Raw genomic sequence first — 21,966 nt, 5'->3', positions numbered from 1 at the left:
AAAAGCATGAACAAACATGAATTGATAGATTTAATGACAGGCGTTAAATCTTCAAAAAAAACGTATTACACGGAACTTAAGAAAACCGTGGATCAGCTGAAGAAGAAGAATGTGCAGCTTGAAATCATGAATGACATCACAAAAAATATGAATATGGAAATCGACATCCAAGAGATTCTCCGAAATGTTATTGAAAAACTTAAGCAGCTCATTACCTTCGATGACAGTCATTTTGTCATATTGTATGAGGAAGAACCTGCCCTGCTTCACATCTGCCCTAATGGTCACTGCGATCTTGAAATGGATCCCAAAAACCTGTTACACCCTTTTCAGGAATTCTCATCGGCCTTGAAAGAAAAGCAGCCGATTCAGGTGGAAGTTAACCAGTTACCGGACTTCCCAGAAAAGGATCGTCTATTATCCCTTGAGATCGAATCACTTCTATTAGTCCCTTTATACGGAAAAAGTAAAAAAATCGGAATTTGGACTTTCGGCAGGAAGAAAAAGAAAACATGGCAGGAAGATGAACTCGAATTTCTTGAGCAACTATCCAATCAGCTTGCGTTAACTTTGGAGAATGCCCAGCTTTATAAGGAAGTTCTTCATTCCAAACAGGAGTGGGAGGATACATTCAAGGCAGTTGAAGATATGATCATCGTCTTCGATCACAAAGGAACGGTCTATCAATCCAATGATTCAGCCAGGGGCTTTTCCAACTTGGTTCCTTTAATTGAAAAATCTCAAAATCTGATTCAAGATACCTTTTCATTTAATAAGCCAGGGTTTCAGGAAATACTCCTTCAGCATGATACCATCTTGGAAATGCATGCTTACCCGATTCAGAATAAGGAGCATCAAGTATATGGGGTCATTGCTTATTATAAAAATGTCACCGAAAGAAGACAGATGGAAGTCCAGCTATTACATGCCGGTAAACTTGGGGCGATTGGTGAAATGGCAGCTGGGATTGCCCATGAGTTGAACAGCCCATTAACGGCCATTCTTGGTAACTCGCAAATTTTATTACGGAAAACCCCACAGGACAATCCGGATTATATGCTATTGGACGACATTAAGATTTGCGGGGACCGATGCAGGCAAATCGTGAAAAGCCTGCTTACCTTTTCTAGGCAGGATGAGTATAGGTTCCACTATTACTCTATTAACGAGGCCATTCACCAGGTTCTGAACCTATTGAAGTTCCAACTTGGGAAGAAGCAAATCTCCCTCCATCTTAGCCTTCAGGAAGACCTTCCTTTCATAAAGGGCAGCCAGCCGCAGATCGAACAGATCATCATCAACTTGCTATTGAATGCCAAGGACGCATTGGATGAGTCTGCGCAAACGGAAAAATCGATTTCGATCGCTACCTATTCAGAAAACAAGTTCATGGTGGTTCAGGTGACTGATAACGGAACGGGGATTGAACAAGAACGCCTTCCCTTCATATTCCATCCCTTTCATACGACTAAAGACCGTGAAAAGGGAACAGGTTTGGGGCTGTCTGTAAGCCTTGGCATCGCCAAGGACCATGGCGGAAAGATCGATGTTTTGAGCACACCAGGACATGGAAGCACTTTTTTTCTGAGGCTTCCTATACAAGGAGAGGAAAGGGGATGATAAGGTGATTCATTTACTTGTGGTAGACGATGAGAAAGAGGTTGGGACTTTTCTATCCCGCCTTTTTACGATGAAAGGTTACCTCGTACAAGTTGTGAATAGCGGGAAGGAGTTTCATGAAATCGACTGGAATCAGCAGCGTTTTGATGTCGCAATGATAGATTTGAAGCTTCCGGATTGCGATGGGCTTTCCCTCCTGCAGCATCTAAAACAACTTCAGCCGCGTTGCAAGGTACTGATCATGACCGGATACAGCACCGTCAAGACCGCTGTTGATGCCATGAAACTCGGCGCGAGTGATTACATGGAAAAACCCTTCGTGGATATTGAAGTACTGGAAAGGCAGATTGACAACCTATTGAATGAAAATGAAGCTTTGAACCAGCATTTCATCCATAAGCTTGCCGAGGATTCAGGACTCATTGTCGGTGAAAGTCCTTTAATGAAGAATTTGATTGAAACGGCCTTCAAGGTTGCCCAAAAATCCGTCAATGTATTAATCGAAGGAGAAACCGGAAGCGGGAAAGAAGTGCTTTCACGCTTCATCCACATAGCCAGCCCACGAAACCATGAACCTTTTATCGGCATCAATTGCGGAGCGATCTCTGAATCCCTGCTTGAAAGCGAATTATTCGGTCATGAAAAGGGCGCTTTCACCGGAGCGACCCAGCTGCGAAAGGGTTTTTTCGAAATTGCTGGGAACGGGACGCTTTTCCTTGATGAAATTGCGGATGCAAGTCCGGCCATTCAAGTCAAATTGCTTCGGGTTTTGGAAACGCGGGAATTCATGCGGGTTGGCAGCAGCGTGACATTACGGACGAACGCCCGGTTAGTGGCGGCCTCCAATGAAAACCTGCAAAAGGCAGTGGACAAGAATAAATTTCGGGAAGACCTATTTTACCGACTGAACGTCGTGACTCTGGATATCCCGCCATTAAGGAGCCGAAAAGAGGATATTCCGTTGCTTGTCCGACACTTGGTTGAGAGAAATGGTCATGGAGATATCTCATTTTCCAATGAAGCCATTGAAAAATTACAGCAATACAACTGGCCAGGCAACATACGCGAACTATCTAATGTGGTCTTGCGCACGCTAACTCTTGCAGACAATAAGTCAGTAATAACAGCCAATGATATCTCACTATCCAACAGCCAGATCACACCTGACAAAAATGTGTCACCAGAGATACAGTCAACAGAAAACCTTCTTGAAGAGTGGCGAAAAAGGCTGGTGGCTGATTTTAATGAGAAGGATGAACTGATGCTTGAAGAAATCCTTACGGAAATCAAACAGCTTCAATCAACAATTGGAAAGGAGCTCGTCATGCAGGCACTGCAAAAAACCTACGGCAACCGGAATGAAGCTGCCAAACGCTTGCAAATATCCATAAGGAAATTGCGCTATATATTAAATGAGAAGAGCCAGACATAATAAAAAGGAGGATGCCCCGTTCCAGGGCTTCCTCCTCTGTTCCTATTCTAGCGTCAATACGATGCGGCCGTTGATTTCTCCGTTTTCCATCATTGAAAACACGTCATTGATTTCATCAAGCTTTCTTGTTTCAATATTCGTTCTGACTTTACCCTCAGCCGCAAATTGAACAGCTTCCTGTAAATCTTTTCTCGTCCCGACGATGGACCCTTTTACAGTCACCCCATTTAACACTGTATCAAAAATCGGGATTGGAAGTTCATCATTCGGCAATCCGACTACGACAAGTGTGCCGCCTCTCTTGACTGAACTGTAAGCCTGTTCGAATGCTTTTTTCGTAACCGCCACAGAAATGGATGCCTGCACGCCGCCAACCTTATCCTTAATGGCCTGTACAGGATCGGTCTTAAGCCCATTAACCGTGTAATCCGCCCCAAGTTCCGTTGCCAGATCAAGCTTATCATCTTGAATATCGACAGCAATGACATTAAAGCCCATCGCTTTTGCGTATTGCAGGGCAACATGTCCCAATCCGCCAATTCCATAAATCGCTACCCAATCGCCAGGTTTTGCTTCTGATACCTTAAGCGCCTTATAAGTCGTTACACCTGCACAGAAAATCGGTGATACCTCCGCAAAGTCAAGCCCTTCAGGAACCTTCACCACATACTTGGCTGGTGCTTTACAATACTCCGCATACCCGCCGTCCACGGAATAGCCTGCATTCAATTGATCCAGGCAAAGCGTTTCCCTGCCGGTCAGACAATATTCACAATCGCCGCAGGCCGAATAAAGCCAAGGGATCCCAACACGGTCACCCACTTTCAAGGAAGTTACGCCTTCCGCCACCTTTTCTATAATGCCCACACCCTCATGTCCCGGGATAAGCGGAAGCTTGGGTTTTACTGGCCAATCACCATGTGCAGCATGTAAATCGGTATGACACACGCCACAGGCTTTAATTTTCACTAATATCTCACCATATTCCAATTCCGGAATCGGTACTTCCTTAATCTCAAGTTTTTGGTTAAATTCATTGACGACCGCCGCTTTCATTGTCTTGACCTGTTGTTTTGCATTTACAGTGCTTGCCCCTTGTTTTACATTCATGATTACTATTCCTCCCTTAATCTAGTGGATATTATTTCTTGCTACTACTTATACAAGATGCAAGTGCCATGCCACTGCAAAAAGGCCAAGACGACAGCATTCACAAAAAAAAGTGCCGAAAGATCGGCCCATTTGGACGAATTAACGGCTCAAGTTGGACGAAATCCGGTTTGTATATTGCAAGAAAAATGGTTCACCCTATAAATAGGAGGTGCCTAAACCATGGACCAATTTGAAGAAGCCTATGAGTCATATAAACAGCAGGGAACACCGCAAGCAAACCAAAGTGATTCAGCAGCAGGAAAAGAAGAAATCATCGCCGTAAGGAAAAATGAAGAGGACAATATTATCGCCATCAAGACGAACTCCGGCCGCGAACTCGACTACCCCTCAGCCCTTGCGGAAGCCAAAGCTGGCAACCTGGCCAACGTTGACGTCTTTCATAAATATGGACGTGACATATTACGGAGTGAGCCCGATGGGATAAAAGAAAATAACCTGGATCAACTGCCGGAGTTTTGAATTTTTCGGGGAGACTGCCTGATACGGGCAGTTTTTTTCTATCTGGATGCGCAAAAAAAAGAACCAGCATGATTAGCCGGATCTTATTTTTCATAAGGATAGGATTCAGAGATTTCGAGCAGTCGGCCGCAGGACTCGACAACCTCGATGATTTCCATCCATGACATGTCCAGACCCAGTTCATTAGCATGGGAAATCTTATCCCGTAATTTTCGGATGGCATTCGCATCCTTCTTCCCTTTACTTTTCGAAGGGATTTGGAAGAAGTGCCTCAATTCTTTATCTTTATGTATAATATCGAATTTATCACTGATTTGCAGGCACTCTATTATATTGATATCCTCATTTTTATCGATTCTCCTTTTATATAATTCGGTTGCCTTTTCTAAACGGTCTTCGCTGATCATTGGATACCAGCTGACATCGCCGAATCTATCCAGGATGATATCGCTCATCCTCATTTCCAATAAGGTAATATATCCAAATATCAGCATCCTGATCGGAGGCTTTTGGAGGTCGGCATGGGTAATCAACATTTTAATTGAATTATTCTCTAATACGAACACCCTTGTCTTATTCTTAAAAATATGGAGAAGCTGGATCAAAGGGGTTGAATTCGAAACCATTTCCCTTGGTGAGAAGTTTCTCATATATTCAGAAATACTTCCCTCACCTAGTTCTTGCCTTTCTATATATCCGATGATTTCCCCTTGATCTTGGACTGCCAATATATCAAAATTCTTTTTTTTCATTGCTTTCTGGATATCCAGCGCCAGATCGTTTTTATGGCAAAACTCAAGTTCCTGGGCAATGCTCTTAACCGTTATATTTTCTTCATAAAGAGTTTTAAGACTCAGATAGCTGCTATTGCTTTTTCTTTCGCTTCCATTTAACATCTTTCAACCTCCGATCTGGAACACTTTCTGCCCGTTTTCCGCTTTAATAAAGAAATGAATGCGGCCCCAAATAAAGTTCACTTTAGTGGACTCCATCCCATTCATCAAATGCCATCAACTGCATTTCCTGCCGCCGTTTCCACATTCCCCTTTTCTTCCCACCCCTTACAAACATCCACCCAATCCTTGGCACCTGAATATTCAAATAATTCAGCGAGTGTAAGTTCTATTGCAGAGTTTGAACTGCCGCAAGCCGGAAACAATGACTCGAAGCGCTTCATCGATACATCAAGAAAAACAGCTAAATCGTTTGCCAGGCCAAACGGGCAAACGCCTCCGATTGCATGGCCGGTCTGTGCAAGCACTTCATCAGGTGAAAGCATTCGTGCCTTGAAACCGAACGTCTGACGAAATTTCTTATTATCCACTTTCGCGTCCCCTGCGGCAACGACCAAAATCGCGTGTTCACCTTCCCCTTTAAAGGAAAGGGTCTTGGCAATCCGCGCTGGGATAACACCGATGGTTTCCGCTGCCTCAATCACCGTGGCACTAGATGTTTCGAACTCCTTTACGTCACCTTCCCGATTCCATTGTTTAAAATGGCTTTTGACACTTTCGATCGACATATTAATATTCACTCCTTTTTATGTACATATTGAAATAATATCATCCTTCATTGCAATAATTCAAAATCCAATTGTGCTGCTTCATCTGATTGGAAACCTATAAATTAAAACCATTCTTTACAAATTGACGAAACAAGTTTACATGGGCTACTATTAATCATCGGGTAAACGCCTGCACGTGGTTCGTAACCATCCCACGATAAAAAACTAGGGAGAGAGTAAAATGAATGTTCGTACACTCGTGATAAACGGGTTATTGGCTGCCTTGTATGTGGCGGTCTCATTGGTGTTTAAACCAATAGCTTTTGAGATGTTCCAATTCCGTGTACCGGAAATGTTGAATCATCTGATTGTATTCAATAAAAAGTATATCTACGGTATCGTTGGAGGAGTCTTCATATCGAATCTGCTCTTTTCGCCGATGGTGCCATATGATTTGATTTTTGGGGTGGGCCAATCCCTGCTCGCCTTATTGCTTGTCATTTATGTTTCTCGTTTCATAAAAGGCATTAAAGGACGTATGGTCGCTACGATTATCTTTTTCACGTTCACAATGTTTTTAATTGCAATTGAACTGAACCTTGCCTTTGGCTTGCCATTCTGGCTAACCTGGATGACTACAGCTGTCGGTGAGTTCGTTGTCCTTTTGATTGGAGCGCCAATCATTTATGGAATGAACAAAAGAATTCAGTTTGAAAAGTGGCTTTAAAAGGAATCTTCGCGCCGTTAAGCCACTATAATGGAAAAGAGCTGTCTGCATGATGCGGCAGCTCTTTTTTTTCACCATCGAACTTGAAAATGATAAACTATTAGTAAGAATGGTGGTGGCCCTTTGAAAAAAGTCCTGACCATAATCGGTCTACTTGTAATCGCAATTTTTATATACTCTAATGCAGAACTGTTCACTTTGGTTTGGAAAAGTGATTTGGATTCTGTTATTGGCATATTGAAGGAAAATCTTTTGCTTACATTTATTGTGACATTCGTATTGATGTTTGTACAAAATTCTTTTACAATCATCCCCTTAATTTTGCTCCTAACCATCAATGTCACGATATTCGGATTCATATATGGCTATCTATGGAGTTGGTTTACAAGTGTTGTTGCCTCAGGATTCATTTTTTATGCAGCAAGAAACTGGCTTCAGGAGCTTCTTTTAAAGAAGATTGGTGAAAAGTGGCAAGAGTCTGTAGTGGAGCATGGCTTCATGTACGTGTTTACAGGCAGGATTTTCCCGCTTATCCCAACAAGCTTAATTAACTTGGCAGCCGGAGTCAGCACCGTCACTTTCAAAGACTTTTTATTGGCAACGGCACTTGGCAACCTTATATACTTTTTCTTCCTAGCACTGATTCCCTATGGACTGCTATCTGTTGAAATGAACCAATATACGCTAGCTGCTCTTGCCCTCCTTTTCTTACTATTCTTCATGATCTATAAGCGTGCAAAAAAGAAGAAGAAACTAACTTTCTTCAGAAAAAACAGGTGACCACATTGGCCCCTGTTTTTTTATTTAGAGATTCTGCATATATTTTTTTCCGATAGTTTGTTAAAATGTGTATGTAATTTTACCTTTGAAATGTCTTAAAATCAGGGAGAATCTCCATGTCCAAACGCTCCATCTTAGCAATATATATCCTATCCGGGATTCTTACATTAGTCGTATTCGACTATTTTTTAACTACAAATATCCATAATAAAGAGGTCTTCATTCAACTCCAAAGGGCGGAAGGCATTGTTTTCCTTTTATCAATAGGCTTAATTCTATATCTTTATTTAGCTAAAAAGGAAGAATTCAAACGATTAAAAGAGGCGGAACAACGTCGGCGCACACTCATCAATTCAATGGTGGATTTCGTCAATTTCAAGGATGGGGATGGCCGATGGCTTGAATCCAATACCTTCGGGCTGCAATTATTTCAATTGGAGCATGTAGATTATAAGGGAAAAAGAGACAGTGAGCTCGCGGAATACTCCGAATTTTATAAAGAATCGCTGATCTACTGTGAAGTTTCCGATGAAGAAACGTGGGTAAAGGGGGAAATTACTAGGTGCGAGGAAATCATCCCTCTTCCCGATGGCAATCACAAGACCTTTGATACGATTAAAGTTCCCCTGTTCAATGAAGATGGTTCACGTAAGGGCTTAGTCGTCATTGGCAGGGATATATCTGAAAGAGTTGTCGCGGAGAATCAATTATTCGATAGCGAACAACGCTATAAATCATTGTTTGAGCACAACCCTTATCCGATGCTGATGCTTGATTTAAATGGAATGATCACGACCGTGAATCCAAGGTTTGAAACGGTAACAGGCTTTCAACAGGAAGAAATACATGGCGCCTCATTCATTAATTTGAATTTTTCAGCAGAAGACGCGGAATTGATCCGCACATCATGCCAATATGTCATGGAAAACCAAAAGGGGATCAAAAAAGGGAAAGATATTGAATTCCTGACAAAGTACGGGAAGTCCATCTTACTTTCTTGTACGTTTGTCCCGATGATGGTTGGCGAGGATTTAGTCGGAATCATTACTTATGCTAAAGAAGTCACTCAAATTCGAGAAACCGAAGCACGCTTAAGAAGAACCGAAAAATTATCGATAGTCGGCGAACTTGCCGCAAGTGTAGCCCACGAGGTACGAAATCCGCTGACTTCTTTAAAAGGTTTCGTCCAACTGCTTAAAAAGAGCGACCATCCCTTTGAACAATACTACACGATCATGTTAAGTGAATTGGACCGGATCAATCTTATTGTAAGCGAGTTACTCGTTCTGGCAAAACCACAGGAACTTCCATTCAGCAAACATCAAATCATCGACCTGATGAATGATGTCAAAACCTTGTTGAAACCAGAGGCGGACTCGTACCCCACCAAAATATCAATATCTGTCAAAAATGAAATACCTCTTCTATTATGTGAGGGAAATCAATTAAAACAAGTTTTCATAAACATGCTCAAGAATTCCATGGAGGCATCCGCCGACCACATTTGGATTGATTTTGAACGAATGAACAATAACCTTTCCATCACCATCAAAGATAACGGTAGCGGAATAGAAAAAAAACGCATAAAACATCTTGGAGAGCCTTTCTATTCTTCAAAAGAAAAAGGAACCGGATTAGGACTGACAGTCAGTTGCCGAATCATTGAGGCGCATCGGGGAAAGGTCCGGTTTAACAGTGAACTGAACCAAGGAACCGAGGTCCAAATCATTTTGCCCATATAAATATGAACTTCGAGGACAAGCCTGAACCTTGTCCTTTTTTTGCAGGATTCAAAACCATCCTATTTTACCAGAGAGTGAAGAATTCCTTTATATTCCCAAAGAATGAAACCGTCTCAACAGGTTGTTTCCCATTAGTCTGGCCTCCTGGATCATTGGATGTTTCGCTCTCCGTCATACCAGCTGTACTCGTTTGCGCTGCCTCAACTTCCACCTCTTTTGTTTTGACATCATCCACGGTTTCTTCCTTATCCATTTCAACATCCATGTCCTTTTCGAAAACAAGGACGTAAGTACGACGCTCCCCATCCTTTGAAACGGTAACGGAAATGGCCGTTTTTGCTTTATCCTTGATCTTCACTTTCGCACTGCTCGCACCGTCATATTCAATCGTTGCTCCGCTGGCATTTGTCGTTGCATTCAATTTGACTGAAGAAATATCATTATCCACCTCTATATGATAGGTATGCTCATTAGATTCAAAAGATTTGTTCCATACGCCGGATGATACCGTCAGGCTGTTCAACACTGGTCCATTATTGCCTTCCTCGCCTAAAGAATCTGCGGACGTTACTTTCTCAATAGAATCCGTTTTCACTTTTTGTGCTGAAATACTTTCAATTTGCTGTGCATTCGTTACTTCACTGACACCACTGCTTGGCTTTTGATTATTAGAGGATTCCGCTGATGTTAAAGATGTTTTACTCCCCTTATCCGAGGATTCTGCTGATGATAAAGAAGATTTATTCCCCTTATCCGAGGAAGGTTGGGCTTTACTCGTTCCTGTTGAGGGGGCCTTTTGAACTTCATCCTCTTTTGGAGCAGCTTTCGATTCCGTTTCCTTTGCTACGGCTGCAGCCCGTGTAATCGTGAGTGTATATGTTTTTTCATCACCATTTTCCGCTGTAACGGTTATCTTCACCGTTGTCTTACCGACTGGAAGGGTAACCTTTACACCTGCACTGGTTGCATCCTTTCCATTTACCTTTACAATTGCCTTACTGTCACTCAATGTCGGAGTTACCGTAACCGACTGGACTTCATTTTCAACTGAAGCATGATAAGCTGTCACCTTAGAATCGAATGTTAATGAGCCTTTTGATAATCCAATCGATGTTAAAAGGTTATCATCACTTTCATGTTTTTCGACCTTGAGAGTATAGGTAACGGTTTCATTTTCCCCATCGCTGACGGTGATTACAAACGTATTCATGCCAGTTTGAAGAGTTAAATCCTTCAATGTACCATCCGTCATTTTGACACCATTCACATATATGGCTGCATCCTCGTTAGGGCTTGCTGCAAGCAAGGTGATCTTTTCCACATCATTCCCCACTGTTGAACTATAGTCGTGTACATCTTCTGTAAACTTTTGATCCAGTGCTATACCCTCTATCTCTAGCTTTGAAAGACTATTTACCGTTTGTGCCTCTTCCAAAATGACAGAAGTGCCTTCCGCAGCTTCTGTCGCTGGCATATAAGTGGATGTTCCGATCCCCACAAGGGAACCAACCAAGATCACCTTCACACTTGTTTCTTTTAATCCCTTCTTCATCAAAACCTATCCCTCCAAATTCCTTAAACATGATAGGCTCAGATTACTAAAGGAACCTTAATTATTTCTTAATGGAGTTTATATCAAAAGGAGGATGTCTATTTGGTATAAACTTTATGCAAAGTGGAATTCCCACCACTTATTTATGGCTATACTGGAATGGAAGGCAAAACTAAAACTTATTGTTCTCATTTTCTAGCGAACCTCTTAAACTGCCTTTAGATAACTAAATTATTTTCACTGTTTTTTCACATTTTCCTTTTATAATGGGCTTACATAATCGGATGAAAGGATGATGGCACACCAAGATGAAAAAATATTTATGGCTGTTAGTCAGCCTATTCAGTTTGCTTTTATACCCGGCAATGGCTTCTGGGCATGCTACAGTAATCAGCTCTAATCCTAGCCCGAATGAAGCGATGGATACTCTTCCTGAAAAGATCACCATTCAATTCAGCGAGAATATACAACCAGCTTTTCATTCGCTTGAGGTATTCAGCCAAGATGGAGACAAAATTCAAACTCAAGACAGTACAATCTCTGAACAGAGTGGAAAAATACTGGAAGCTAAGTGGAAGGGCACGATCGGTGAAGGGATTTACTATATTAAATGGAGAGTGGTTTCGAGTGATGGCCATCCTATTGAAGGAACTATCCCCTTTCAATTCGGAGATTCGGCAGGCCTATCAGATCAAAATAAATCCGAAGTGAATGAAAGTTTTCCGAATTCCATCAACGTTTTTCTGCTAAGTCTACAATACATATGCTTCGCTGCCCTTACCGGAATCCTTTTTTTCAGATTATCGCTAATGAAGGATTCCCGACTTTTTGAAGCCAGCAGAAGAACCCGTCTATACCTTTGGCTTTCATATGCTGGTTTAGCATTTTCCATCTTCTGCAGCCTGCCTTTAAGAGTTACGATCGATGCTGGCGTAGGTTGGACCGATGCATTTAATGTTAGTTATATAAAGGAAGTATTGAATGCTACAAACTTTGGGACGATCTGGATCATGGAAATTCTAATATTGCTCCTTCTATTTTTAGTAATTTATTTCATGCTCGAGAACTCATTGAATAAATCACTACCTTTCATTTCATTCATCATAATTGCCAGCTTGATGATTTGTAAGGCATTCACCGGACATACAGCAGCCGTTCCCAATCAGGCTCTGGCCGTTTTGATGGATTTCCTTCATTTATTGTCCATGGCTTTATGGCTCGGCGGCCTTATGGCCTTATTGGTGATTTTGCCTGGGCTTGCAGATCGGCAGGCAGTCCAACAAGATAAGAAAACCTTTTACTGGTCGATCATTCAAAGGTTTTCCAAATGGGCATTTCTGTTTGTAATCATCCTGATTATTAGCGGAATATATAGCAGTTTACAGCATGTGCCAACTATCCATTCAATGTTTAACACAACATATGGCCAATTGTTACTAGCGAAAATCGGTCTCATGTTAATCATGATCGTTTTAGGCGGCTTTCATTTTCTCAGAGGGAAAAAGCAAACGAAAAAACTTGGTTATAGTGTGGGAATGGAGTTTGGTTTAGGAATCGTCATCCTTCTCGTTGCAGCTTTATTAACAAATGTCCAAACTGCCATGTCTTCTCCCGGCCCCATTGAAAAAACGTTACGGACTGATGAAAATAACGAGGTTACATTAATGGTGACGCCCAATGAAGTCGGGGATAACATGATTCAAGTAAATCTATCCAATGAAGGCAAGCCAATTGCTGAAATAGAGCAGCTTACGATCACGATGCAGCCATTGGATACGCCACGCGGTGAAATAAAGCTGCAAATGAAGGAGAAAAACACAGGGACATTTACATCAAAGTCTATATTAACCATGCCAGGAAAGTGGAATATCCATGTTCATGGATTGACTGAAAGCCTGGATTCAATCAATGCTGATTTTATAATTTTCATAGGGAATTCATAATAGGAGGGATTTATAAAAATGAAAAACATTTCAAAGCTACTTATTTTTACATTTGCTGCATTATTCATTTTTTCCGGTTCAGCATATGCTCACGTTACGGTCAAGCCTAGTTCATCTGCACCTGAGGCGTGGGAAACTTATACAATTAAAGTACCCGTAGAAAAAGAAACTGCCACTACAAAGGTGACTTTAAAAGTACCTGAAGGGGTTACTTTTGAAAGCTATCAGCCTGTACCGGGATGGAAAGTAACGACAGAAGGTGACAAAGATGGGCATGTAAAAACGGTAACTTGGGCAGCAACTGACAAAGGAATAGCTGCTGGACAATTCCAGCAATTCTCTTTCGTAGCACAAAATCCTAAAGAAGAAACGAAAGTTGCCTGGGATGCATTTCAATATTACGAAGATGGTGAAATTGTTGAATGGAGCGGTGAAGAAGGCTCAGACCTACCGCATTCTGTAACGGAAATCACGGTTGCACCCAAGGCTGATGCTGAACCTGCGGACCATGGTCACGAAGATGAAGCTGACACTAATGATTCCACGACACCTGACAATTCAAAGGATGCAGCAACAACAGAAGGTGATGGCAACCAAACGCTGATCATTACCCTGGCTGTCATATCATTAATTCTTTCCATTGTAGCCCTTTTTGCAGCTCTAAGGAAAAATAAAAAATAATCATTATGGAAGGTGCCCCAAAAATTTCCTGGGGCACCTTTTTCTCTACTATTCCATGACCACCGATTTACTCGGTAACTTTAGATTTTCTGATTCTATCGTAATCTCAATCGATTTTTCAGCTCTTTGTTCCGTAATCGTTAAGTTAAGCAGTCCATTTCCCTGCGCTTTTTTGCTTATTCCCAGATCTTCCGTACTTTTCACCAGCTGTGCATATAATTCCGCTTCAGTTAAATTGCGCTCAAATTCTTTTTCAGCAATCACTTTCAAAAGAGCTGCCGCACCGCTTACATGAGGCGTAGCCATTGAAGTTCCGCTCAACCTGGCATATTTATTTCCTGGATACGTAGAGAGAATATCAACCCCTGGCGCCACCAAGTCAATTTCATCATTCGTATTTGAAAAATCCGCTAAATTTCTGCTTAAATCCACAGCCCCCACTTCCACTACCTCGGGATATGCTCCTGGATAATCCAATTCATCCGTTTCATGACGCCCATCACCGCTATTTCCAGCTGCACAAACAACAAGGATATCGTTCTGAAGGGCCTTTTGAATGAGTTTGTGTTCAGTCTCATCGGGAGGTCCGCCAAGCGAAAGTGAAATAACCGAAACCTTTTCTTCATTTGGCCCCCTCCAATTGATGGCATACTCTAGAGCACCATTAATCCAATCAATGTCGCCTTGTCCTTGACCATTCAGGGCCTTTAACGCTAATATGCTTGCCTTCGGAGCCACTCCCACTACACCAGCATTATTAATGGCAGCAACAACCGTACCGCTAACATGTGTCCCATGTCCGTTATCATCTTGATAATCCCCGGTATTGGTAAAATCCTTCCCGCCAATGATTCTTTCCTTGAGGTCTGGATGTCCCTTGTCTATGCCTGTATCAATGACGGCAACTACCACGCCCTCACCATAACTGCTTTTTTCCCAAATTGCCGGTGCTTTCACAAGTTCGACCCCCTCAGGAATCTTCTCTTTCACCGTTTCCATCACTTCAAGAACTTTGTAAGGTATTAATCTTTTTTCTCTTGTCATTTGATTACCCCTTCCTTCGTTCAATAAGTTAAACTGCCATCAGTGTAGGGATTTTCATCCCGTCTGGTTGCCGTCTACCGTTGAAAGAGATGAGATCAAAAAACTCTTCTCTCTTATATATACCAGATTTATGAAAATAAAAAAGAAGTTTTCGGAAAATTCCGTCTAAATAACTAGTTTTTATTTCTTTTTGTGTTATTATCTGGTACTCTTATTATAGAACAAGTGTTCGTTTTATGCTACACTTTTTTCTCATTTTTTTCCCAAGCACGCACTTTTCCAATAAAAAAGAAGCGACTCCGAATCGAGTCAGCTTCCAAGATGTTAAGCTGCACCGCAGCATTTTTTGTATTTTTTCCCGCTTCCGCAAGGACAAGGCTCATTTCTGCCAATGACCGGTTCTGCATGAACATGCGGCATTTTAGCTGCCTTTGCACTTTCCGTGATAATTTGCGTGCCTTTTTCCTTCATTTGCTGATACCGCTGTTTAAATAACTCCATTACATCTTTACTGTACTTCAGCGTATCTTCCGCGATATCCATCGCCTTTTGCTTTGAAATATTATAATCCTCCAGGACGAATTGATTATCCCCGAAAGAAACCCTCACTCCAAAATGCTGTCCCGCCTGTTTATTGCCTTTAAGCTCCTCAACGAATTCAAGGTATACTTCCTGGCAATCACAAGTCTGATGCATGCAATAATAATCATATATCCAATACGATTTATCTTCGTATTTACTTTTTAAAGCAATGCCATCCTCAACGCCAAATACATCCAAATATTTTATCGCTTTTCCATCGAGTATCTCAAATGGATCAATCGTTCTCATCTATAGACACATCCTAATTCATCAAAATTTATTCTTCCTTTGTATTGTACAACCTAATTCACCAATCGTCACTTGAAACGAAGCCTGCCAAAGTTAAATCCCTTTCAGTAAAAGCATAATTAAAGAAGCCTTATTGAAGGCAATAAAAAAAGCTGCATCAGTGTCTATAAACTGATGCAGCCCCTAATCCTAATCCTCATCCGATCCATGTGGTCAATTCGTCAATCGGTGTTTTCTTAGCAGGTTTCGGCTCCATGTCAGGATAACCCAAGTATATGAAAGCCAATACCTCTCCCTTAGAGGATAAATTGAAAAATTCACGGACTTTGTCATGATAAGTTATTTTCCCCGTTCTCCATACTGCTCCCAAACCTAGAGAATGTGCTGCAAGAAGCATATTTTGGATGGCACTGTTCACAGCCGCATATTCTTCTGCAACGAGGACATTATTCTTATCACTAGGCTCCATGCCCACTGCGATGATGACTGGAGCCCTTAATGGATTCTTTTTTTGCCTTTCGAGCTTGCTGATTAAACTTTCAGGGGTATCATCAGCATTTTCGATTCTTGTTATTTCTTCGAATACCTGCCCAAGTTTATTTCTTCCTTCCCCTGTCAAAACAAAAAAACGCCAAGGCTCCGTCCGATGATGATTAGGTGCATATGTTCCGGCTTCAATGATTTGCTCGATCATTTCTTTAGGAACCGGATCTTGCTTAACGATTCCAATGCTTCTTCTCGTTTTTATAGCCTCGATAGTCTCCATGTTATCTCCCCTTATCCCTTTATCTCTAATAGTTTCTGTTTCAGTTCATTTTCCATTGACGCCAATTCCTGTTCAGCTTGACGGCGTTTATGCCTGCCTTCTTCTTGAATCCGCATGGTCTCCTCAAGCGTGGATATCAAGTTAGCTTGAGTTTTCTTTAATGTTTCAATATCGACAAGTCCGCGCTCATTTTCTTTTGCGGTTTCAATGGTATTCGTTTTCAGCATCTCGGAGTTCTTCAATAACAAGTCATTTGTAGTCTTGGAAACCTGTTTTTGGGCTTCTACAGCATGCCTTTGCCTGATTAGGGTCAGTGCAATCGCAACCTGGTTTTTCCAAAGTGGGATGGCTGTCATGATCGAAGATTGGATTTTTTCGACTAGTGCCTGATTCGTGTTTTGGATCAGCCTGATCTGCGGTGCGCTTTGAATCGTGATTTCACGGCTCAACTTCAAATCATGAAGCCTTTTATCCAACCGTTCAGCAAATTGCAGCATATCATTTACTTCTTGAAACTTCATTTGATCATTACTTGATTCAGCGGACTTCCTTAGCTCCGGAATCGTTTTCTCATGGATTTCTTCGAGCTTGATTTCCCCAGCTGCAATATAGACATTCAATGCCTGGAAATATTCCTTATTCGTTTCATATAGCTTTTCGAGAATTACGATATCCGATAACAGGATATTCTTGCTCCGATCGAGTTTTACGCTGATTCGGTCGATTTGGGCACCGGTTTTTTGATACTTGGATAGCACCTCCTGTACAGATCCCGAGAGCTTCCCGAACATACGCGCAAAAAATGAGGGCTTATCCGGTTTTAACTCATCCGGGCTGAGTTCGTTTAACTTTTTCATTAAATCATTGATAATGCTCCCCACTTCACCCACATCTTTTTTCTGGACATGCTCAAGCATGGAATTAGAAAAGGTCAGGAGCTTTGATTGGGCGGGTGTACCATAGGATATCATTGCCTGATGATTCGTTGGGTCGATTTGTTCGGCAAGCTGATAAGCTTTGGCCCTGTTCTCTTCAGGAATGACATCAATCAGTTTAACCGGTTTCGCTTCCTGGGAAGATACTTTCTCAAGCTCCTGCACCCCATCAAATGGATTGGCTAAAAGATCATCGATCAAACTGGCGTTATTCGTTTTATTCAACAGGTTTGGATCATTGTTATTCATTTTAACCTCCTGCTTTCATCAATTACTTGTGACTCTTTTCTAGTTTTAATGGATTGCTTAGCAACATCCAATTCGAAGTTAAGGTCATCGATATCATCGGCAATCACTTTATATAAATCCTTTTCTATCGTATTAGTAAGTTCCTTTAAAGTTTTACGAGTCTCCGTTAAGGAAAGTTCAAGTTCCCTATTCTTTTTTGGCTGCTGTGCTAGAAAAACATATTTCTCCGCAAGCTCCATGGCAGAATCCAGATGCGAGTAATAAAACTGTTCCGCTTGATAAAACCGCTTCGGTTCTTTTTTTGTCAGACTGTATATTTTCCTGATCATTTTAATCATCTCTTTCCTCTGTTTAAAAGAAGAGATATGCCTGACCGAGATTAGTGCTTTTTGCACCCTCCATATCTTCGGTTTTGCTTCAATTAAATTTTTCTTTATATATTGATATTCTTTTCTCGTCAATTCATGTTTTTTTAGGTATCTTGATGAAAAATATACGGAACTCAGCCAGTATGCAAGTACCCCTCCTGCTAAAGATATGACAACGGACAGGGCAAACGGTTGATTCAATACGAAATAGCTAATCATCCAAACCGGCAAAACCATTGGAAATGCAATCAATATCGGAACAAAATCAGCAATAAATCGATTCATTATCATTACACTCCTGACTTACACTCTTTTCTTTATATACGGATTATCCTTGGAATTGGTTTCAAGATGAAAAAAAGAATTTCTCCTAACCTAAACGATATAGGAACCGGATGGTTTCTGCAAATTTATTGAAATTATTTCTGTGAATTCCCTCTTCTTCCCATTCATATGGGCTAACGCCTAGTCACTTCACCGGAACTGACATAAGTTATAGGGTATCCATCCTGATTTTAAAAAGGAGAGTTGACCATGAATTCATACGGATTTTATCCTTATCCACAACAAAACGGAAATCATCAGTACTTTGAACCAAATTTTAACCCATACTTCCAACAGCCTGAACGATTTGATTATATGCCACAGCAAGATTGGAACTTTCAGCAGGTACAAGAAAATCCATATAGCCAGGTGCCAGACCAATTCGATATTGAAAGGCAGCCTCAACAACTTGAAAGAAGAATCCGGGAACTTGAGCGTCAAAACGAGCGTCAAACGAGGGAACTCAATCGGCAGAACCAAGAAATCACGCGGATAAATCGTGAAGTGAACCGCATTAACCAGGAAATCACCAGGCTAAGTCAAGCGGACCAGCGACATACGAATAGGTTAAACAGACTGAATCAAAGACTTCGGGCCGTGGAAAGAAACCTTAACATCCCCTTCACCGCAACAGATGATGGTTTTTAATGAAGGAAATAGCAGGAGCTCATTGTGAGCTCCCGCTTTTTGCTTTGAGATTTAATCAAACGATTGATTAATCTTTAAAGGTTCACCAAACCCTTGTCCAGGGTTACATAGCTTTACGATTTTCACTATTTGTCATATACACAATTGTTTTCGCCGCCTTAAATATGAATCCTGCTACTTGCTTTAAAAAAGTAGTTACACAATACTGATCTGCAGAATAAAAAATAGGAATCTGCCATATTCCCGCGGAATTCATCAAGTTATTTATAATAAAATGGATGTTTTTACATACTTTATTACTATTTACTAAGTAGTGAGGTGTGGTTTATTTCCCCTCCAAATGCTCGCTTTCCGCGGGCGTAAACGCCTGTGGGGTCTCACCTGTCCCGCCGCTCCCGCAGGAGTCTCGCACTTCCGCTCCAAACAACCTTAGATAGTTTCGTTTTAAAAACAACAACCTTTACGAAAAGAGCCAAGAAAATAAAAGAGCAGGAGTCATATTTACACTCCTGCTCTTTCTAATTTACAACATGATCCGTTTCAACTTTTCGTTTCTAGATTCCTGTTCCACCTGGGTAGACAAGTCATACTTCTTCAATAGATGAAAAAGTTCATTCAATGTTTCCTGCGAATTCCCTTTTTCAAGATATCGATCTAATGTTTGACTCAATTGTGTTGGTAAAAATTCCTTTTGGCTCTCAAATTTCACCCTGACATCTTGCTGCGAATGATTAAGATTGCATACACCCATTTAAAAATTCACCTCTTACTTGATTTTACCATTGTATTATAGATATTACCTTGTCAATTCTTCATCCTGCTTATAGTAATCTTCCAACTTGATGAACTCCGGCGAGGTATGTGTGGCCATGATGCCATGATAACTGATATCCAACCCAAGTTCTTCTTCTTCTTCAGTCGATCTTATCGGCAGCCATACATTTATAACTTTAAAAACAAGCCAAGTCACTGAAAAGCCCCAGATGCATAACACCACTAATCCTAATATTTGAACTCCGAGCAAATGCCATCCCCCGCCGGCAAACAATCCATTTTCAGTGGAGAAAAGCCCTACCGCTAGCGTCCCCCACATTCCTGATGCCGCATGAACAGGAAAGGCACCGACCGGATCATCGATTTTCCGGGCTTCCAACCAATTTGTTGCAGCTAACATCAACATTCCAGAAACTGCTCCAATCAGCAACGCCGCCAGATCACTAACGAATGCACATCCAGCTGTAATCCCGACAAGACCAGCAAGTGAGCCATTGATGACGGAAGGTGCATCCGAGCGTCCATATCTAAACAGTGTATAAAGCAGGGTAACCGCTCCCCCTGATGCAGCTGAGAGCATCGTGACAATGGCAATATGTCCAATTCGGACATCTGTAGCTTGCAAGGTGCTTCCTGCATTAAATCCAAACCAGCCAAACCATAAAAGGAATGCCCCGACAGATGCCAAGGGGAGATTACTCGGCAGCGAAATGGAGCTGGTCCCCCTTGAAGTGAATTTACCTGCTCTCGGCCCGATAACAATGGCAGCCGCAAGTGCTGAAAAACCGCCTAGTGCATGAATGACAGCAGACCCTGCGAAGTCCTGCATGCCCATCCTACTTAACCATCCGCCACCCCATACCCAGTGACCGGCAATCGGATAGATGAATGCTGTCATCATTACGACAAAAATAAGATACGCCCGAAAATTGATCCTTTCCGCAACTGCTCCCGAAACGATGGAAATGACGGCGATGACGAATGCCCCTTGAAATAACCAATATGCATCCATGGAAATCGTAAGGTCGATGTGCGACAAATCACCTTTCAGCAGAAAGCCACTTGCCCCGATGATTCCAAATACATCCTTTCCATACATTAAGCCAAAACCAACGACGAAATAGCAAAGCGTTCCGATCGTAATATCGGCAAAAACCTTCATGATGATGTTCACATTATTTTTCGTACGGACGAACCCTGCCTCCAATAAGGCAAACCCGCCCTCCATCAATAGTATCATGGCTGCTGTAAGAACCACCCAAATCGTATCCAAGCCTGCGTTTAACGTTTCTAGAGTCATCTCGGCGTTCCCTCCGCTTTCTGCCAGGCCATTATTTCTTTAATGATGTCTGATGGTAAATTCATTTCCCTTTTTTCTGGTTCAGCCTCAAGTAAACCGATCACCTCATCTAAAAAAGCGACCCGCTGTTTTATTTTCTCGATTTGTTTATATCTATCTTTCACATTCACCAAATGTTCAACCGCCTGGTGATGACTTGGGGCACGCCCTGTAAAAAAACGTTTAAATGGTGACAGTGATTGATACCAAGCTTCCTCAGCTCGTCGTTTTTGCTCATATTTATGAATTTTACCTTTGATCGATTCAATTTCCGACTCCTGTTTGCTTTTGTGGAATAGCAGTCCTTTCATCACTTCTTCAGATGAAATTTCAATAACAACCCTACTATATAAATCGTCCATAATATAAATGTCATATCACCTCACGTAACAACGTTATGTTTTCTACAATTATATTTAAAATTCTGAATTCGGTCAATGATTAAACAATAAAAACGAGTCGCACAACGAAAAAGGAGGATTAAAACAATGAATTCTGCCTGTTTCCATTCCATTAATCAAACGTTTGATTAATGGAAGAAGCTAAGTGATTTCAATCATGGATATATTTAGAAGGTATGTATATTCAATTTTTCCTCACTCTAATAAGGCAGTTAAAAACTAGGGGGTTCATATATGACAGTTATAAACGATGTCAAAACAACTATAGCAGGGTTAAAAAGCGCTCAAGCGAGCTTTGAAACTTTCGCCCTTTCAACAGATAATGAGCAAGCCAAACAATTGTACCAACAAGCTGCCCAACAAACACAAACGATTGTCGACAGCATCACTCCTCGCATAGAAGAGATTCAAAACGAGGAACCTCAATATAAACAATGATCATCCATATAAAAAAGGTTGGTTAAAGCAACCAGCCTTTTTTATATCTTTCCATAACCAAGAACAAAATCTTTAAGCCAATCACAAACTACCAAAGGGTTACATACCTGACTTGAACTGCGGAAAGAGCTGTAATTCTTAAATTATGATCGACTACAACTTCAGAATCATCGTAGAAGATCGTTTTGAGAATTACGATTGTCCTGAACTTCAGAAAGACTTTTAACGCCGAATGA

21 protein-coding genes, 1 pseudogene and 1 riboswitch are annotated in these 21,966 nt (G+C 41.4%); of the genes and pseudogenes, 10 read left to right on the top strand and 12 right to left on the bottom strand.

The annotated features are described in order from the left end of the window. Positions 1-6: 6 nt before the first annotated feature. A complete protein-coding gene (locus AC0VX1_RS02440) occupies positions 7-1,620 on the top strand; it encodes a GAF domain-containing sensor histidine kinase (protein WP_475469714.1) in 1,614 nt (537 codons plus the stop codon). A gap of 4 nt (positions 1,621-1,624) precedes the next feature. Beyond that, positions 1,625-3,052 carry a sigma-54-dependent transcriptional regulator gene (locus tag AC0VX1_RS02435; RefSeq protein ID WP_034306018.1) on the top strand — a complete coding sequence of 476 codons (1,428 nt, stop codon included), beginning with the start codon at positions 1,625-1,627 and terminating at the stop codon, positions 3,050-3,052. A gap of 42 nt (positions 3,053-3,094) precedes the next feature. Here AC0VX1_RS02435 and adhP read toward each other — a convergent pair whose 3' ends face one another. Continuing rightward, positions 3,095-4,108: an alcohol dehydrogenase AdhP gene (adhP, locus tag AC0VX1_RS02430; protein ID WP_034306567.1), complete on the bottom strand. Its 1,014-nt coding sequence runs from the start codon at positions 4,106-4,108 to the stop codon at positions 3,095-3,097. 276 nt (positions 4,109-4,384) lie between these two features. On the opposite strand from adhP, the gene AC0VX1_RS02425 reads away from it, so the two are divergent. Continuing rightward, positions 4,385-4,684, top strand: coding sequence for a DUF3892 domain-containing protein (locus tag AC0VX1_RS02425; protein ID WP_057278519.1), 300 nt, complete (start codon positions 4,385-4,387; stop codon positions 4,682-4,684). A gap of 83 nt (positions 4,685-4,767) precedes the next feature. Here AC0VX1_RS02425 and AC0VX1_RS02420 read toward each other — a convergent pair whose 3' ends face one another. Both AC0VX1_RS02420 and AC0VX1_RS02415 read right to left on the bottom strand, forming a co-directional pair. Further along, complete coding sequence (locus AC0VX1_RS02420) at positions 4,768-5,580, bottom strand: CBS domain-containing protein (protein WP_413022660.1); 813 nt, start codon at positions 5,578-5,580, stop codon at positions 4,768-4,770. Positions 5,581-5,684: 104 nt separating this feature from the next. Next, complete coding sequence (locus AC0VX1_RS02415; protein WP_063595345.1) at positions 5,685-6,206, bottom strand: YbaK/EbsC family protein; 522 nt, start codon at positions 6,204-6,206, stop codon at positions 5,685-5,687. A gap of 172 nt (positions 6,207-6,378) precedes the next feature. Next, a riboswitch (PreQ1 riboswitch) is annotated at positions 6,379-6,423 on the top strand. Positions 6,424-6,429: 6 nt separating this feature from the next. Here AC0VX1_RS02415 and AC0VX1_RS02410 point away from each other — a divergent pair. The 3 genes from AC0VX1_RS02410 (at position 6,430) to AC0VX1_RS02400 (ending at position 9,437) form a co-directional block, all read left to right on the top strand. Further along, on the top strand, positions 6,430-6,915 hold the full coding sequence (locus tag AC0VX1_RS02410) for a QueT transporter family protein (protein WP_413022661.1): 486 nt from the start codon (positions 6,430-6,432) through the stop codon (positions 6,913-6,915). Positions 6,916-7,038: 123 nt separating this feature from the next. Next, the gene (locus AC0VX1_RS02405; RefSeq protein WP_475469710.1) at positions 7,039-7,695 is read left to right on the top strand and encodes a TVP38/TMEM64 family protein; all 657 of its coding nucleotides are present in this window, start codon (positions 7,039-7,041) and stop codon (positions 7,693-7,695) included. Positions 7,696-7,811: 116 nt separating this feature from the next. Beyond that, positions 7,812-9,437: a PAS domain S-box protein gene (locus tag AC0VX1_RS02400; RefSeq protein ID WP_475469708.1), complete on the top strand. Its 1,626-nt coding sequence runs from the start codon at positions 7,812-7,814 to the stop codon at positions 9,435-9,437. 64 nt (positions 9,438-9,501) lie between these two features. Here the strand turns inward: AC0VX1_RS02400 and AC0VX1_RS02395 are convergent, their stop codons facing one another. Then, positions 9,502-10,989: a cadherin-like beta sandwich domain-containing protein gene (locus AC0VX1_RS02395; protein WP_475469706.1), complete on the bottom strand. Its 1,488-nt coding sequence runs from the start codon at positions 10,987-10,989 to the stop codon at positions 9,502-9,504. Positions 10,990-11,297: 308 nt separating this feature from the next. On the opposite strand from AC0VX1_RS02395, the gene AC0VX1_RS02390 reads away from it, so the two are divergent. Beyond that, positions 11,298-12,932, top strand: coding sequence for a copper resistance CopC/CopD family protein (locus AC0VX1_RS02390; RefSeq protein WP_475469704.1), 1,635 nt, complete (start codon positions 11,298-11,300; stop codon positions 12,930-12,932). Positions 12,933-12,950: 18 nt separating this feature from the next. After that, a complete protein-coding gene (locus tag AC0VX1_RS02385; protein WP_053533603.1) occupies positions 12,951-13,613 on the top strand; it encodes a YcnI family copper-binding membrane protein in 663 nt (220 codons plus the stop codon). A gap of 48 nt (positions 13,614-13,661) precedes the next feature. Here AC0VX1_RS02385 and AC0VX1_RS02380 read toward each other — a convergent pair whose 3' ends face one another. The 5 genes and pseudogenes from AC0VX1_RS02380 to AC0VX1_RS02360 all read right to left on the bottom strand — a co-directional run bounded on the left by AC0VX1_RS02380 (position 13,662) and on the right by AC0VX1_RS02360 (position 18,091). Next, positions 13,662-14,657, bottom strand: coding sequence for a S8 family peptidase (locus tag AC0VX1_RS02380; protein WP_413009512.1), 996 nt, complete (start codon positions 14,655-14,657; stop codon positions 13,662-13,664). Positions 14,658-14,981: 324 nt separating this feature from the next. Beyond that, positions 14,982-15,059 (bottom strand): annotated as a pseudogene (locus tag AC0VX1_RS02375) (SEC-C metal-binding domain-containing protein); the annotation flags it as partial. Between the two features lie 625 nt (positions 15,060-15,684). Next, positions 15,685-16,254 carry a nitroreductase family protein gene (locus AC0VX1_RS02370; RefSeq protein WP_054398091.1) on the bottom strand — a complete coding sequence of 190 codons (570 nt, stop codon included), beginning with the start codon at positions 16,252-16,254 and terminating at the stop codon, positions 15,685-15,687. 11 nt (positions 16,255-16,265) lie between these two features. Then, the gene (locus AC0VX1_RS02365) at positions 16,266-17,438 is read right to left on the bottom strand and encodes a toxic anion resistance protein (protein ID WP_048686182.1); all 1,173 of its coding nucleotides are present in this window, start codon (positions 17,436-17,438) and stop codon (positions 16,266-16,268) included. Beyond that, positions 17,435-18,091, bottom strand: coding sequence for a 5-bromo-4-chloroindolyl phosphate hydrolysis family protein (locus AC0VX1_RS02360; protein ID WP_413022666.1), 657 nt, complete (start codon positions 18,089-18,091; stop codon positions 17,435-17,437). The genes AC0VX1_RS02365 and AC0VX1_RS02360 overlap by 4 nt, the downstream gene beginning before the upstream one ends. A 354-nt stretch (positions 18,092-18,445) precedes the next feature. Here AC0VX1_RS02360 and AC0VX1_RS02355 point away from each other — a divergent pair, with 354 nt between their 5' ends. Then, positions 18,446-18,778, top strand: a complete 333-nt coding sequence (locus tag AC0VX1_RS02355) for a coiled-coil domain-containing protein (RefSeq protein WP_034306570.1) — start codon at positions 18,446-18,448, stop codon at positions 18,776-18,778. A 523-nt stretch (positions 18,779-19,301) separates the two neighbouring features. Here AC0VX1_RS02355 and AC0VX1_RS02350 read toward each other — a convergent pair. Genes AC0VX1_RS02350 through AC0VX1_RS02340 form a run of 3 tightly spaced genes read right to left on the bottom strand, consistent with a single transcriptional unit; the run spans position 19,302 to position 21,253 of the window. After that, positions 19,302-19,529 (bottom strand): hypothetical protein, encoded by a 228-nt coding sequence (locus tag AC0VX1_RS02350; RefSeq protein ID WP_475469702.1) that lies wholly within the window; start codon positions 19,527-19,529, stop codon positions 19,302-19,304. Positions 19,530-19,574: 45 nt separating this feature from the next. Then, positions 19,575-20,852 (bottom strand): ammonium transporter, encoded by a 1,278-nt coding sequence (locus AC0VX1_RS02345; RefSeq protein ID WP_413009508.1) that lies wholly within the window; start codon positions 20,850-20,852, stop codon positions 19,575-19,577. After that, positions 20,849-21,253 carry a hypothetical protein gene (locus tag AC0VX1_RS02340; protein WP_194719493.1) on the bottom strand — a complete coding sequence of 135 codons (405 nt, stop codon included), beginning with the start codon at positions 21,251-21,253 and terminating at the stop codon, positions 20,849-20,851. The genes AC0VX1_RS02345 and AC0VX1_RS02340 overlap by 4 nt, the downstream gene beginning before the upstream one ends. 273 nt (positions 21,254-21,526) lie before the next feature. Between AC0VX1_RS02340 and AC0VX1_RS02335 the strand changes: the two genes are divergently transcribed. Continuing rightward, positions 21,527-21,730 carry a DUF1657 domain-containing protein gene (locus AC0VX1_RS02335; RefSeq protein ID WP_057278507.1) on the top strand — a complete coding sequence of 68 codons (204 nt, stop codon included), beginning with the start codon at positions 21,527-21,529 and terminating at the stop codon, positions 21,728-21,730. Positions 21,731-21,966: the final 236 nt, after the last annotated feature.

It is taken from the genome of Peribacillus sp. QJM3NY_7 (assembly GCF_056173225.1).
Note: the sequence above shows the minus strand (reverse complement) of the source record. Positions and strands in the feature narration are given on the sequence as shown.